13 protein-coding genes are annotated in these 14,439 nt (G+C 45.9%); 8 read left to right on the top strand and 5 right to left on the bottom strand.

The window, feature by feature from the left end:
* Positions 1–68 precede the first annotated feature (68 nt).
* Positions 69–1,586 carry a carboxypeptidase M32 gene (locus PBN151_RS05705; RefSeq protein WP_072728053.1) on the bottom strand — a complete coding sequence of 506 codons (1,518 nt, stop codon included), beginning with the start codon at positions 1,584–1,586 and terminating at the stop codon, positions 69–71.
* Positions 1,587–1,757: 171 nt separating this feature from the next.
* On the opposite strand from PBN151_RS05705, the gene PBN151_RS05700 reads away from it, so the two are divergent.
* Both PBN151_RS05700 and PBN151_RS05695 read left to right on the top strand, forming a co-directional pair.
* Entirely contained in the window at positions 1,758–2,102 is a 345-nt protein-coding gene (locus tag PBN151_RS05700) for an iron-sulfur cluster biosynthesis family protein (RefSeq protein ID WP_021253945.1), read from the top strand.
* A gap of 28 nt (positions 2,103–2,130) precedes the next feature.
* On the top strand, positions 2,131–2,751 hold the full coding sequence (locus PBN151_RS05695) for a beta-class carbonic anhydrase (RefSeq protein WP_021253946.1): 621 nt from the start codon (positions 2,131–2,133) through the stop codon (positions 2,749–2,751).
* 104 nt (positions 2,752–2,855) lie between these two features.
* Here the strand turns inward: PBN151_RS05695 and PBN151_RS05690 are convergent, their stop codons facing one another.
* Positions 2,856–4,589: an ABC transporter ATP-binding protein gene (locus tag PBN151_RS05690; protein ID WP_072728052.1), complete on the bottom strand. Its 1,734-nt coding sequence runs from the start codon at positions 4,587–4,589 to the stop codon at positions 2,856–2,858.
* 132 nt (positions 4,590–4,721) lie between these two features.
* Between PBN151_RS05690 and PBN151_RS05685 the strand changes: the two genes are divergently transcribed.
* The 3 genes from PBN151_RS05685 (at position 4,722) to PBN151_RS05675 (ending at position 9,638) form a co-directional block, all read left to right on the top strand.
* Positions 4,722–6,164, top strand: a complete 1,443-nt coding sequence (locus tag PBN151_RS05685; RefSeq protein WP_072728511.1) for an ABC transporter permease — start codon at positions 4,722–4,724, stop codon at positions 6,162–6,164.
* Between the two features lie 12 nt (positions 6,165–6,176).
* Positions 6,177–7,679 (top strand): ABC transporter permease, encoded by a 1,503-nt coding sequence (locus PBN151_RS05680; RefSeq protein WP_072728050.1) that lies wholly within the window; start codon positions 6,177–6,179, stop codon positions 7,677–7,679.
* 117 nt (positions 7,680–7,796) lie between these two features.
* Complete coding sequence (locus tag PBN151_RS05675; RefSeq protein ID WP_072728047.1) at positions 7,797–9,638, top strand: ABC transporter substrate-binding protein; 1,842 nt, start codon at positions 7,797–7,799, stop codon at positions 9,636–9,638.
* A 283-nt stretch (positions 9,639–9,921) separates the two neighbouring features.
* Here PBN151_RS05675 and PBN151_RS05670 read toward each other — a convergent pair whose 3' ends face one another.
* Positions 9,922–10,902 carry an AraC family transcriptional regulator gene (locus tag PBN151_RS05670; protein ID WP_072728045.1) on the bottom strand — a complete coding sequence of 327 codons (981 nt, stop codon included), beginning with the start codon at positions 10,900–10,902 and terminating at the stop codon, positions 9,922–9,924.
* A 51-nt stretch (positions 10,903–10,953) separates the two neighbouring features.
* Entirely contained in the window at positions 10,954–12,036 is a 1,083-nt protein-coding gene (locus PBN151_RS05665) for a CobW family GTP-binding protein (RefSeq protein WP_072728510.1), read from the bottom strand.
* Between the two features lie 265 nt (positions 12,037–12,301).
* On the opposite strand from PBN151_RS05665, the gene PBN151_RS05660 reads away from it, so the two are divergent.
* A complete protein-coding gene (locus tag PBN151_RS05660; protein ID WP_021253953.1) occupies positions 12,302–12,844 on the top strand; it encodes a PadR family transcriptional regulator in 543 nt (180 codons plus the stop codon).
* 44 nt (positions 12,845–12,888) lie between these two features.
* Here the strand turns inward: PBN151_RS05660 and PBN151_RS05655 are convergent, their stop codons facing one another.
* Complete coding sequence (locus PBN151_RS05655) at positions 12,889–13,449, bottom strand: DUF309 domain-containing protein (RefSeq protein WP_021253954.1); 561 nt, start codon at positions 13,447–13,449, stop codon at positions 12,889–12,891.
* Positions 13,450–13,597: 148 nt separating this feature from the next.
* Here PBN151_RS05655 and PBN151_RS05650 point away from each other — a divergent pair, with 148 nt between their 5' ends.
* A complete protein-coding gene (locus PBN151_RS05650) occupies positions 13,598–14,041 on the top strand; it encodes an import inner membrane translocase subunit Tim44 (protein ID WP_021253955.1) in 444 nt (147 codons plus the stop codon).
* Positions 14,041–14,331: a YxcD family protein gene (locus PBN151_RS05645; RefSeq protein ID WP_065292994.1), complete on the top strand. Its 291-nt coding sequence runs from the start codon at positions 14,041–14,043 to the stop codon at positions 14,329–14,331. The genes PBN151_RS05650 and PBN151_RS05645 overlap by 1 nt, the downstream gene beginning before the upstream one ends.
* Positions 14,332–14,439: the final 108 nt, after the last annotated feature.

The raw sequence follows: 14,439 nt of genomic DNA, 5'->3' as shown, positions 1-14,439 counted from the left end.
GAGTAGCATAAATCATAAAAAAACGCAGCCCCATCCGGGACTGCGTTCTACATTCAAAATTGATTCGGTTACATGCCGTAAACTTCATTCGTCTTCTTCGTCAAATAATCGACCAGATATTGCGGGTTCAATGCCTCTCCAGTTACCTTCATAATGATCTCGGATGGAGTCAAAAGCTTCCCGTATTGATACACTTGTTCCGTCAACCATTGCTTAATTGGCTCCAACTGGCCATTTTCAACGAGGGTCTCTAAGTTAGGAAGCGCGCTTTCCATCGTATGCATCATTTGAGCGGCATACATGTTGCCAAGGGAATACGATGGGAAGTAGCCGAATCCGCCGCCTGACCAGTGCACATCCTGCAAGACCCCTTCTCCAGCATGGCTCGGACGCACGCCCAAATAAGACTCATATTTCTCATTCCACACGCGAGGAAGCTCCTCAACAGGCAGATTCTCATTGAACAGCATCTTCTCGATCTCATAACGGATTATGATATGCAAATTGTACGTCACTTCATCTGCATCCGTACGGATTAAGGAAGGTTCTACCCGGTTAATTGCACGGTAGAAGGTATCAACTTCCACTTCGTTCAATTGCTCTGGGAACAGACGCTGCAATTCCCCGTAGTAACGATTCCAGAACGGACGGCTGCGGCCGATCATGTTCTCCCAGAATCGGGATTGCGATTCGTGAATGCCCATCGATGTTCCGGTTGACAATGGAGTGCCATCGAATTCCTTAGTAATGTTCTGCTCATACAAGGCATGGCCACCTTCGTGCAAAGAACTGAATATCGCACTCGCCGCATCATCCTTCTTATAATGCGTCGTAATACGAACATCGCCTGAGTTCAACCCGATCATAAATGGGTGAACGCTCTCATCCAAGCGTCCAGCCTCGAAGTCGTAGCCCATTTCCTTCAGCAAATACAGGCTGATTTCCTTCTGCTGCTCAATTGCGTAATCACGATGCAAGAACTCATACGCTGGCTGTTCATCTTTCTCCTGTACAGCATGTACAAGCGGAACAAGACCTTCTTTCAGTTTACCAAAGATGGCATCCAGCTTCTCCACCGTCATCCCTGGCTCATACATATCAAGCAGCGTGTCATAGCGCGTGTCCTTCACGCCCCAATAGTCGATCAATTGCTGCGTCTTCGCTACGATGTCACGCAAATACGGAGCGAACATTTCAAAATCAGCCTTTTCCTTCGCTTCCTCCCACATCGTCTCTGCATGCGAGGTTAATACGACATATTCTTGATACAGCTTGGGAGGAATTTTGCGGCTGCGGTTGTATTCCTTACGCGCATCTGTAACCATTTTACGATCTGCATCGGACAGTTCGCCGAATACATCAGCCTGCTCCAATGCATCCAAACATTCTCCCATCTCATCCGATACGGACAGCTTGAACATATCCTCGGACAATGCTCCGATTGTTTTAGAACGCTGTTCAGCCCCCTTGCGTGGAGCACCTGTACGCAGATCCCAATGCAAAATGCTTAATGCTTCACCATAACTTTTCAGTTTCGTTGTTATATCCCGAAATTTCTGCAAGATTGCCTCATTTTGCGCATTCATGCCTATTTCACCTCGAATTATGTATAGTCTTCCTTCTTGATGATACGCGGTGAAAACGATATAATCAACATTCGAAAGCGATTGTGAATAACGATTCGTATTTTGGAATCATTGTTACATTGCTATTTGTACACTTACTCGAACATGTCAAGCCATAAAGGAGCAGATTCGATGTCAATTTGGATTCAAGTGACTGAAGCTGCCGAAGAGCAGCTCAAGCAGCGTCTCAGCTCCGCAGATGGCGGAATTATCAAGCTTGTACACGATACGGAAGGCTGCGGCTGCGCCGTCAACGGCGTGCCCGCCATATGGATCGCCCCGCAGGCTGACGCAGATGACGTGCAGCTGCAAAGCAATGCCCCGCTTGACATCTACATGAACCGGCATCACATGGTGTTTTTTGATGAGAAATTGAACCTTGATGTATCGGGGACAGGCGGCTTTTACAAGCTGAGCAGTGCACAACAAATTTATTCAACACATGTCGCATGCAAGGATCGACGTGACAACAAATGAAGCGTCAACATGCAAGGGAGGGAAAAACATGTCCAACATGTCCAACATTTTAGATTTCAACCGTGAATTCGTCGAGAAACGCGAATATGAACAGTACTTGACTGACAAATTCCCCGACAAGAAAATGGTCATTATCACATGCATGGATACTCGACTCGTCGAGCTCCTTCCAAAAGCAATGAATTTGCGAAATGGCGACGTAAAAATTATTAAAAACGCAGGTGCAATCATTTCACAGCCATTCGGAAGTGTTGTGCGCAGTGTGCTTGTCGCTATTTATGAACTGGAAGCCGATGAGGTTATCGTTATCGGACACTATGGCTGCGGGATGACTGGCTTGAACTCTCAACAAATTATCGACAAGGCCAAAAAGCGCGGCGTTGAAGATGTTGTTCTGGATACGCTGACGAACTCCGGCATTAAGCTGCACCACTGGCTGCGAGGCTTCAATGATGTCCATGAAGGGGTAATGAACAGCGTACAAGTGCTGCGCAAGCACCCGCTTCTTCCTTCTGACGTACCTGTGCATGGCATGGTCATCCATCCAGATACGGGGGCATTGGAATGGGTTGCAGACGGATATCGCTTCTTGGAAGATAAAGATACCGAACCAGGGCATGGGCAGCATTCACCCTCTGCTACTCGATAATCCCGTTACATAGACACGGGCAAAGCTCCTGTACCAGAACCAACTTGCGTTCTGATACAGGAGCTTTTTTGTTATTATTGTCAAATATCCCATATATGCTTGACCTACGAAGGAATGGACACCCAGTGACCCGAGGCAACCTCGACCAATCGGGAACGATCCAGCTGATACGGATCGGATTCCCCCAATTCTTCCATGAATGCACGTGGCTTCTGCATTTCGATCTGCGGATCTGGTACAGGAATTGCGGCTAATAATGACTTCGTATACGCATGCTGCGGGTTCGAATACAATACTTCGCTTTCTGCCAGCTCTACGATTTTGCCGCGATACATCACAGCTACCCGATCACTAATATGCTTGACCATAGACAGGTCATGTGCAATGAACAAGTAGGTTAAGCCAAGATTTTGCTGAAGCTCCTGCATCAGCTGCACAATTTGGGCTTGTATCGATACATCAAGCGCTGATAGTGGTTCGTCACACACAATGAATTTCGGTTCTACCGCAAGCGCTCTAGCGATTCCGATGCGCTGACGCTGCCCTCCAGAGAATTCATGCGGATAACGCATAGCATGAGATGGCTCTAGCCCAACCATATCGAGCAGCTCCTCTACCCGCTTCTTCCGCTCTTGCTTGCTTGAGACCAATCGGTGAACATCCAGCGCTTCACCGATCAGATCGATAACCTTCCATCTCGGATTCAATGACGCGTACGGATCCTGAAAGATCATTTGCATATGCCTGCGAACGATTTTCATCTCCTGTGCTGACAATCGGTTTACCGACATGCCCTGATACAGCACATCACCACCAGTTGGCTCATACAGGCGCAATATCGCTCTTCCTGTTGTTGATTTGCCGCAGCCGGATTCTCCCACGACGCCAAGCGTCTCCCCCTCTTGGATATAGAAGCTGATATCGTTAACTGCCTTTACGATATTCCCTTTGCCCAAATCAAAATGCTGCTTTAAGGAACGAACCTCCAGCAATGGACGTTGATCAGTTGACCGAGGACGAACGAATGGGGCAGACTTCACCTTCTTCTCATGTAATCGGGGAAGCGCGTTCAATAATTTTAGCGTATATGGATGTTGTGGATTGGCGAATAGCTCTACGGTCGGGCCTTCCTCCACAATCTCTCCTTCCTTCATGACGAGCACGCGATCACACATCCCTGCAACGACACCAAGGTCATGCGTAATGAGAATGATTGAAGTACCAAATTCTCTCTGCATATGCTTCATAACATTCAAGATTTGCGCCTGAATTGTAACATCCAGTGCAGTTGTCGGTTCATCTGCAATGAGGAGTGCCGGCCTGCAGGCAAGGGCGATAGCTATCATTACTCTTTGGCGCATGCCGCCTGAGCATTCATGAGGATAGTGAGAATAACGCACTTCACTATTGCGGATCCCAACCATCTTCAACATGTTGATCGCTTCCGCCTTTGCCTGTGCAGCTGTCATATCCTGATGCTTGATTAAGCTCTCTGCAATTTGACTTCCAATGCTCATCGTTGGATTCAACGAAGTCATTGGATCTTGAAAAATCATCCCGATGTGACGCCCACGAATATTCTCCATGTCGGACTCTGAATAACGCGCCACGTCCTCACCTAAGAAACTAATCGTACCTCTCTGCTTTGATGCTATCGATGAAGGCAGCAAGCGCATGATGGATCGTGCTGTAACACTCTTGCCACTCCCTGATTCGCCCACAATTCCGAGAGTCTCGCCTGGGTTGACCACGAAGCTTACGCCTCGAACCGCTTGAATCTCTTGCTCCCGATTCTGAAATGCTACCGATAAATCCTGAACTTGAAGGATATGCTCCATGCCCGTTCCCCCGTCTATCGTAGTGATGAATAGGTTTGCTAACAGTTCTTGACAAAACCTTGAAATAAAATATACTATATCCATCGGAATTATACAAATTAAAAGTGAAGGAGGTGCTTATACTACATGCAAATGGAATATACTGAAGCGCCTAGGCTTCCAAAATGGACAGAGACAATCAGCCACAGCTATACAAAGTTGAGCCTGAACCCAATCTATGCACGCCTTGCCATACTGCTCGGCTTGCCTGTCCACCTTGCGGCATACATTATCTATCAGGTTAAACGAAGGGATGATAACGTCCAAGCGGCACGAGATTTGGTCACGCAGGAACTCCTCGCTTCCGGTTACAAAGAGAAGCTTCAAGCCGACTTCGAGGATCAACTACGCTGCAAGCATCGCTTCTTCGGTGAGAACATAGACAATCTCCAGTTCAATCGCCAGGTTCACAAGTTGACTGAAGAACAATTCCGCCAAGCCGTACATGAACATACCATTAAAATGCTTGACCAACGACTCCATAGACGCACTACCTACTCTGGTACCTTTCAAGCCTTGCTTCGACACCCGCTGTTTATCATCTTGACCTTACTTCCCGGATTTCCGATGTATCTGCTTGTGCTCTTGTATTACAACGCATATCTCAAATACATATTTGAGCGATTGATGATGAGTCTGCTTGTAATTATCGGGGTCTCTATTGTCGTATTCACCATATTGAAGCTGTCCCCATTCCATCCTGCAGTTAATATTTTGGGAGAAACGGCGACAGCGGAGCAGATCGAGGCGTTCAATAAGATGCACGGCTTGGATCAACCCTTTTTCATTCAACTGTGGAACACATTAAGAGGCATCGCCACATTTGATTTAGGCAGTTCATTTGCAGGCAACGAAGAAGTATCAACTGCCATCGCAGCCAAATTTCCAATTACGTTAACGCTAACAATTATTTCACTTGCACTTGCTCTCCTCATTGCACTGCCGATCGGCATCATTTCTGCAACACGACCTAATACATTGTTCGATTATACGTTCATCTTTATCGCATTGCTTGGTTTATCGATACCTAACTTTTGGCAGGGACTGGTCTTCATTCTTAACTTCTCCATTCATCTGAAATGGCTGCCTGCAACCTATAATCCGAATAATTGGCTGTCTGTCATTATGCCGGTCATTGTACTTGGAACAGGATTGACAGCATCCGTAGCCCGCATGACCCGCGCTTCTACTCTTGAGGTGATTCATGAGGACTACATCTTAACTGCTAGAGCGAAGGGGCTGCGCAAACGGCAGGTACTGCTCCGGCATGCTGTAAGAAATGCCCTCATTCCGATTCTGACGGTAGTGGGATTGCAATTTGGAGCAATGCTTGGAGGAGCTGCTGTTACGGAGAAGGTGTTCAATATTAGCGGTATCGGCAGTTATATCATCGATAAGCAGTTCATTCCGGATATTCCCGCCATTATGGGAGGTGTTGTCTACACGGCGATTACGATATCACTGGTCAATTTAGCGGTGGATATTATGTACGCCTTCATTGACCCACGGATTCGTACCAAGATGAAACAATACTAAAGCAGGTGAATCATGAACAAATCACTAGACAAACGATGCGATAACACAAACCGACTGAAAACAAACAGAGAATATAAGTACGCCAGCTTCGCGACCATCGTATCATCCTTATTGTCTCTACTCCTCCTGGTGAACAGTTATGATGTAACAAATCAAGCTGTACGGCATTATGTATTCACCGCTGCTGTCCTATATATCTTCTTCACCTTGCTTCAGTTGGCTGTCACGATCAAGATTAAGCATGATATCAGCTGCAGCGGCGACATCAGAACCTCCACACGAGCTGCCGGTTATCCGTTATTACTAAGCCTTCTTACTGGGAATGTGTTCGTTGCAGCCGCCTCACTACAATTGCTGAAGAACAGAGCTTCGCTGCATTATTCCTTAGCTGTATACATGCTGCTGACACAGGTCTTTGTTCTCGGCGTATCTGCTCTAAACCTATTTAAGCCCTATGTGGCCGATACATTCCCAGCGGCGATGCTGATCCTGATCGTGATCGCCATTTTTCAACTCACAATCCTCATTCTAATAGCTTGCGGCATTATACAGAACCGAATAAGGCTATGGATACGGATCTTTGCGGTCCTACTCCTGTTCACAGCGATTACGGGGAATTTATTCGCTCTGCTGCTTGGAGTCATGCTGCTTCTGAACAATCGGCATGATGAGACTGGTGCGAAGTGGAAGGAAGTATGGGAACGAATAACACGGAATGCAGCAGCCATGTCAGGGTTATTCTTTATCCTCTTCTTGTTCTCAATCTCGATTTGCAGCTTCTTCACCTTCGACTACAGCATCGCTGTGGAGAATGATTACAGTTCGATTCTGCAAACACCGAACCTCACCTACCCGCTCGGCACCGACAACTTTGGCAGATGCCTATTTTCGAGAATTATATTTGGAGCTCGTATTTCACTCATAGTTGGAATCATTTCCACAGCAATCCCTGTCATTGTGGGCGGTGTGCTCGGCGCCATCTCCGGCTTCTATGGACGCCGGACGGACAATATCATTATGCGGCTGCTCGATGTGATTTACGCTATTCCGGGGATATTGCTAGCCATCGCCATCATCGCGGCATTCGGCGCCAACACGATCAATCTCATTGCTGCACTAAGCATCGGATCAATTCCGAGCTATGCCCGCACGATGAGAGCTAGCGTCATGGTCGTAGCTACATATGAATACGTAGAAGCAGCTAGGGCCCTCGGTCAACGGAAGTTGGCAATTATATTCCAGCATATTGTACCGAATTCACTTGCCCCGATGATTGTGAAGTCGACACTTACAATCGGTGGCGCTGTTATTTCAACAAGCAGCTTAAGTTATTTAGGACTTGGCGTTGAGCCGCATATCCCAGAATGGGGCAACATTTTGAAGCTTGGCAGCACTTATCTCGAATCACATTCTTATCTCGCTATCTACCCAGGCATTGCTATCATCGCACTTGTGTTGTCCTTTAACTTCCTTGGCGATGGAATACGGGATGCACTAGATCCGAAAATGCACTAAGGGAATGCGATTACTTGGCCTAATATAGGCAAAAATGGCCGCAAGTCATGCTGCAAAAATATGCGCACGAACAAAGAAGTCAGAATCATAAATACGAGATTATGGGAGGGAACTCATATGCTATCCAAAAGCAAGTTCTTCATCTTACTATTGTCTGTACTCGTGTTAGTAAGCGGATGCTCGGTAAGTACGAAATCCGATACCGTTGGCAAAGAGCCTGCCAAGAGCGCTGAAAATAAACCGCAAACAGAAACAGGAGCACCAGTGACCATCGAACTGCTGGGCATGAGCACTGGCGAATCCGATCTTAACATCATTCGTGATCAACTAACCAAAAATGGCTTCAACGTGAAGCTGAACTTGCAGCCGGATTACGGCAGCTTCAAGGCTCAGAAGGAAGCTGGCAACTATGATATCGCACTGTCAGGCTGGACCACCGTAACGGGAAATCCTGATTATGCCGTACGTTCCCTATTCAAATCAGGAGGAGACTACAGTATCCTCGCTGATCCGGAAATCGATGCATTGATCGACAAAGCGGCCTCACAGACCCCTGCGGAGTTTATCGAGACCTACAAGCAATTGGAGCAGCGGCTCGTGTTTGATCAAGCTTATATTGCGCCCTTATATATTTCGTTAAAGAGCCAAGCTTACAATAAAGACCTGCTGAATGGAGATTCCGTGAGATTGTCCAAGTCTCGTTCCTTTGCCTGGGAGGATGTAGACTTTAAGGATACGTCCAAGCGTCAAGCAACTCCTCTCATTTTGTCGCAAGGATCTTCAACGCTGACCTCCCTTGATCCGATTAAAGGCAATGATGGATCGATCAACATGATCAATACGAATATGTATGTACGTCTCATTAATCTGACCGATGATGACCGCATCACTTCAGACGGTTCCTTGTCCTACAATCACGCAATTGCTGAAGGCAACTCGGATTATTACTTTATTTTGAGAGATGATATCCATTTTTCCAAAATTGAGAACAAGCTTGCTGTTGATACCGGCGAGCGCGTTGGAGCTGACGATGTTGTATTTTCCCTGAATCGGGCAAAGGATAAGAACTCTGTTCCCGATCATCGCACGTACAGCCTGCATGAGCATATTAAGTCCGTTGAGATTGTCTCAGATCTGAAGGAGCTGGAAACTGCGAAGCTCTCAGGAGGCAGTGACACAATTAAGACTGTGCTAGAGCAAGGACTTGAAAACAAGATTTCCTCACTTGTCACGAATAAAAATGATGCGAACAGCAAGACCGGCAAATATCAAGTTATCAAATTGACAACAACTGAACCTTTCCCTCAAGTATTAAATTATTTGGCTCATCAGTCGGCAGGAATCGTATCGAAGCAGCAGGTAGAGCGCATCAATACATACGATGTAGCGAAGTTCGATGTTAACAAGGACATTCCATATGGAGATCAGAATACAGTTACGGAAGGAAACAAATACAATAACGTACTGGTTACGAGCGGACCATATATCTTGTCCTATAAAAATGATTATGAAGCGATTCTATACAAAAATCCGGGTTACTTGAGAGGCACAAAGCATGAACCGAAAATCAATAAAGTCATTCTGCGCTTCATAAAGGATGCTGACAGCCAATTGGCCGCACTTCGAAGCGGTGAAATCTATGTCAACTATGGAGTGCCTGAAACAAAATTTGACCTTGTGAAAAATGACAGCAAGTTGTCCTTGCAAAGCATTGAGAGCAATGCAGTATCTTACCTGCTCTTCAACACAGCGAATCGAGAAGTAGCCAAGAGTGCAGACCTGCGAAAAGCAGTTCTATACTCTATCAACCAAGAAGACTTCATGAAATTCTACAATAACTATATCTTCAAGGCAGCCTCGACGGTCAGCCCAATCGTAAAGACCGGGAATGAACTGAAGGCAGATCCTAAGAAGGTAAAGGAATTCTTAGACAAGTATCGATCAGCATCCAAATCCTAATTATCATTTCGAATGCAGCAAGGCTCTGCGTCCTCCCCTTGTAGAGGCACAGAGCCTTGCTCGATCTCGGAGCCGATAAGGATAGAATGCCACTCATTGCAGGATCTAGAACGAAGCCAAGACCATTCGCTGCCCCGAACAGTGCCATACCACATATTTTCGTCTGCGGTGTCGACCATCAAAAAAGACCACTCTCATGAGTGGTCTATAAGATTATCGAATTATTAGGTATTAAGGTCATTCTGTATTACCGTATACGCAAAACATCTCAGTGGTAAGGATTTCATCTTCGTTCTGATTGACGGACTAAGCTTCCAGGATTCACACCATATTTGCGGCAGAAAGCTTCCGAGAAATAACTGGCATTCGAGTAACCCACTTCATAAGCGGTTTCCGTTACATTCAGCTTGCCCTGCTGCAGCAGAAACAGTGCTCTCTCTAACCGCTTCTCTCGTAAATAGCCGAATACAGTTGCTCCGTACATTTCTTTAAAGCTCTTTTTCAGCTTGAAATCATTCAAGCCCACCATGCGAGACAACTCCAGCAATGAAGGCGGATCTGACATTTCCTGCACCATAATTTCTCTCGCCTGCTTAACCTTCTGCATATCCGTTCTACTCATCTTCTTCGTATGAGATGTTCTGGGATTCGAGAAGAACAGTTGGAAGGCTTCCTCTAATAACTCCATAGCACGGCATTCCAATTCAATATTTCGAGTACTGGACATCAAGGATGCTTCAAGCAGCTGATGCAAACGTAAGGTTGCATCAGGCGTAATTCGTTCATATTCACACCCATAATCTTGGCTGCCAAGTAGCTGCGAGAAATCCACCCTTCTCGTCCCATCACCTTCCTCCATAAAGTGATGAAAAGTGTGAATCGGAATACCAATACTGACCATATGGTACGTCGTATTGCCAGTAAACTCAAACCTCGCATCTGCTTGTTTAATCAATTGCAGGGAGCATATTCCTGGGATGATTTCATTTCGCTCACCAGCTATGCTCACTTCCCTAGTCCCCTGCAAGCAATACTGCAGTTCAACCATCGCTGCCTCCGTTTGCAGCGATATGGTTCGCTCACGGTTCATCGTATAATTCGAGACAATAACTTCAATATCGGTACGCGGAATAAATCTTCGAATCGTTCCCTCACCTATGTGTGAAGGGAGCAGTAATTGTTCGTTGCGGTTCGAATCCATCCGCTTTATTTCAAGTCCGTCAAAAAATCGATTGAAATTATGATGAAAGTCGATTTGGCTCATCCCTGTACGATCTCCATGTTAAGATGTAATCATCTACTCAACAACAAACACCTAAGCCTTGTAAACGGCCGCTTCAAAAGTTCGCTGAAGCATTCCCGTATCCAAATGCTCACCGATAACGACAAGCACATCCTTCACCTCGCCTTGAGGCGCTATCGGAATAAATTCAGATTGACGATATGCAAATTGGAACATATAACGCTTCGTCGCATCAGTAAAGCTTACAATCCCTTTAGCACGATACACATTTGAAGGCAGCGTGGACAGCCAATTTTCAAATCGCTCACTGTCCATCGGCTCAGACAATGGATGCGTCCACGCTGTGACGAAATCATGAGCATGTGAATGAGAATGATGGTGTGAATCCTTCTTCGCATGCTCCACATGGAGATGATCACGACCATGCTGCGCATGTGTATTATTCGTATTTTCGCTGGATTGTACATCATCTTCAACAAGCAATAACGATCCTCCCGCATGTTCACAGCTCTGAATCCACAGCTCTCGTTCGACGACGGCATGATCAGTAATGACAAGGCTAGCGTGTGCATTCCATTGCTTCACATGCTGCTGTACTTTATCGAGGTGTTCAGCTGTTGCCAAATCAGATTTATTTAATAGGATTATGTTTGCTGCTCGTACCTGTTCTTCCAGCAATCGCATCATCTTGCGGTTCGCTTTCTGGATGGCAGTCTCATCATCTAGCAGGTCTCCCAGATGTTTGGCATCGACAACCGTGACGATGTTAGTCAACACAATATCTGAATACAGAGAAACCTCGGTAATAGACTCGACCAGTTCCATCGGCTCTGCTATTCCCGTACATTCTACATAGATGACATCCGGCTGTTCTTCCTGTACAAGCTCATACAGCTTGGTGCTGAAGTCGCCGCGGAACGAACAGCATATGCAGCCACCGAGCATTTCCTTCATCGCCACTTCAGGCGGCAACTGCTGACCGTCCAAATTCACTTCACCAACTTCATTCATAATGACAGCAGGTGTTAGATTCTCTTCCGTGCTCCACTGCAGCCACTGCTTCAACAATGTCGTCTTACCCGTACCTAAAAAGCCAGATAATATAATAACCGGTATAGCCCGGTCTCGATTTTGCTTTTGTTGTGATGTTCGCATTGACAATAACCCCGTTTCCCTAATCATGCTTGCTCTCTCATCATACCCTCATGCTCTATGCGAAGCAACCATGCCACTTACGGGATCTATCCACATCCGATATGATGGAAATAATAACTGCTGAGATCTTTCAAAACACACTTGATATTATGTATATTCTTACATATAATGGGGATTGTATCATTTGCATTCTTGCTATGGTTACAAGTTGAATGAAGTAGAAACGACAGAAGGGGTACATTGAAAGAAAGAGGAGGTGTTAGGGTTGCTGAATACATTGTCATACGGATTGCTAGGCCTTCTAGCTAGCGATTCCTGTTCTGGTTATGATCTTATGCTCCGTATCCAGCCGTTTTGGCCAGCGAAGCACAGCCAGATCTATCCGTTATTGGCAAAGCTCGAACGAGAGGGCTTGGTTCAATTTGTGCGAATTGAACAGCGGGACAAACCCGACAAGAAGGTCTACTCCATTACTGAACAAGGGAAGTCTGTTGTATTGGATTGGCTGGGCGAACCTCCTGCGGAGCAAATGACACGTGATGAGCTCAGCTTAAAAACAAAGTGCATTTGGATGACCGAGAAAGAAATCACGATTCCATTATTCCTAACCCGAATGAAACAACTAGAGACCAAAACGGCTTATTTTGAGAAATTGCTTGATCGCATCTCTGAGGAAGATCGCCATATTCGATCCAAGCATTTCGGCGACTATATCCTGCTTCATCGTGCAATTTCTCTTGCTGCCGCCCAAATTGAATGGTGCCGCTGGGTTGTTCAAATGTTAGAACAAGAGGATTCTGATTCATAAACATCTGGTTCCCGTCCGTATCTTGGTATCTACAGACGGGATCCTTATTTTCCTGATCGTGTCGACTTTCTATTGGTGGTTCTAGCCTTGAATGCTTGCTGCCTCGCTTCGATGACGTCTGTCCGATCGCGCAGCAGGTGCTTGTCTCTAACCGCTGCAATTGATTGACTGCCATTCATACACCAAGTCCATCCCTTATCCGCACAAGATTGGATACATAATTCAAGCAGATATTGATCTTCTATTGGAAAGTTCCACTCCGAGTATGTGGAAGCTGCGTTTGTCATCTTGTTCTCATCTGTGAGTAATGCTACCCGTTCCTTCAATTCATGCTTCAGGGTCTCACCATTAATTCCAAGCGCCCCCCAGTCGATCGCTTCCGCATGTCCAAGTGCACTTGATAACATTTTCAATGTCCCTGCCACATTACCTCGGCGCTCGTGATAGAGGCCTACAGCAATTTGTACAAGTGCAAGCCACTGACGTTTCCGTTCCGCAGAGGGCTCTTCCTTCCAATACTCTTCCATAATTTCATGACATTCGAACCAGTCTCTTGGCCCATGGAAATGTGCCAAATATTCAATATACGCTTTTGGATATCGCATCGTGTTCCTCCTACTATAAAAACAGTTCTCGTTGCAATGAACTTAATTTCGTTTATTGTATCAATTTCAATATTTATTTGAAACCTCTTTTTACTCGAACACGTATTATTACTTGTCAACAAATATTACATCAATAGGGAGGCAATTCATGCGTAATAAATGGATCATGGTCGTTATGGCATTCTTCCTTATCTTCGCGGTAACAACACCGACGGTGATAGACGTGGCTGATGCCAAGCGCGGAGGTTCATTCCGCTCAGGAGTTCAGAAGTACAAGCCAGCTCCAAACAAGTCTACGAATCAGGTGAATCGTACCGACAACACCAATAAGAGCAATACATCAAGCACAGCACCGACACAGCAACGTGGATTTTTCAGTGGCGGCGGCCTAATGAAAGGCTTAATGATTGGTGGATTAGCTGGAATGTTGTTCGGCAGCATGTTCGGCAATCTTGGATTCCTGGGAGACATCCTTGGGCTTATGATCAACGTAATGGCAATATTCCTTCTCATCAGCCTTGTTATGATGGTAGTGAAGAGGTTCAGAAATAAACGCAACCCATCTACACCAGGTCCTGGGCGGTGGAATTAATGCAATTTCGTCTCTCTATGGACGAACTCATTAATGCTGTATGCCTTCACATGGCGATGCGCAAGCAGGTTCGACCCGAAGATGTAAATGTTGAGCTGTGCTGGGATGAAGAGCATGGATTCACAGCAGAAGTATGGGTGCATGATCGCTCCCAATACTTGATTGAGTCCAATCTGCTGGAAGCCATTGAACAGTACATGAGCAAGGAATACGGACAACGTGTATTCCGTCATCAGATTAAGCTTGACGTTGATGAGGAAATGTGGGCAGATATCGATACAAACCTATAATATAAGACGCGGCTATAAATAGAGCGGCAGCCCGTGAGTCATACGATGATGCATCGTTGGCCCAAGCGGCTGCCTTTTTTTCTTATCAAACTAAAGAGCAGGAAGGAT

Origin of the sequence: Paenibacillus sp. NAIST15-1 (genome assembly GCF_001894745.1) — a bacterium.
Taxonomy (GTDB): Bacteria; Bacillota; Bacilli; order Paenibacillales; family Paenibacillaceae; genus Paenibacillus_B; species Paenibacillus_B suaedae.
Note: the sequence above shows the minus strand (reverse complement) of the source record. Positions and strands in the feature narration are given on the sequence as shown.

Bases quoted from the DNA above. Each gene is read 5' to 3' on its own strand.
- PBN151_RS05705 (WP_072728053.1), bottom strand. From the start codon at position 1,586: ATGAATGCGCAAAATGAGGCAATCTTGCAGAAATTTCGGGATATAACA.
- PBN151_RS05700 (WP_021253945.1), top strand. From the start codon at position 1,758: ATGTCAATTTGGATTCAAGTGACTGAAGCTGCCGAAGAGCAGCTCAAG.
- PBN151_RS05695 (WP_021253946.1), top strand. From the start codon at position 2,131: ATGTCCAACATGTCCAACATTTTAGATTTCAACCGTGAATTCGTCGAG.
- PBN151_RS05690 (WP_072728052.1), bottom strand. From the start codon at position 4,589: ATGGAGCATATCCTTCAAGTTCAGGATTTATCGGTAGCATTTCAGAAT.
- PBN151_RS05685 (WP_072728511.1), top strand. From the start codon at position 4,722: ATGGAATATACTGAAGCGCCTAGGCTTCCAAAATGGACAGAGACAATC.
- PBN151_RS05680 (WP_072728050.1), top strand. From the start codon at position 6,177: ATGAACAAATCACTAGACAAACGATGCGATAACACAAACCGACTGAAA.
- PBN151_RS05675 (WP_072728047.1), top strand. From the start codon at position 7,797: ATGCTATCCAAAAGCAAGTTCTTCATCTTACTATTGTCTGTACTCGTG.
- PBN151_RS05670 (WP_072728045.1), bottom strand. From the start codon at position 10,902: ATGAGCCAAATCGACTTTCATCATAATTTCAATCGATTTTTTGACGGA.
- PBN151_RS05665 (WP_072728510.1), bottom strand. From the start codon at position 12,036: ATGCGAACATCACAACAAAAGCAAAATCGAGACCGGGCTATACCGGTT.
- PBN151_RS05655 (WP_021253954.1), bottom strand. From the start codon at position 13,449: ATGCGATATCCAAAAGCGTATATTGAATATTTGGCACATTTCCATGGG.
- PBN151_RS05650 (WP_021253955.1), top strand. From the start codon at position 13,598: ATGCGTAATAAATGGATCATGGTCGTTATGGCATTCTTCCTTATCTTC.
- PBN151_RS05645 (WP_065292994.1), top strand. From the start codon at position 14,041: ATGCAATTTCGTCTCTCTATGGACGAACTCATTAATGCTGTATGCCTT.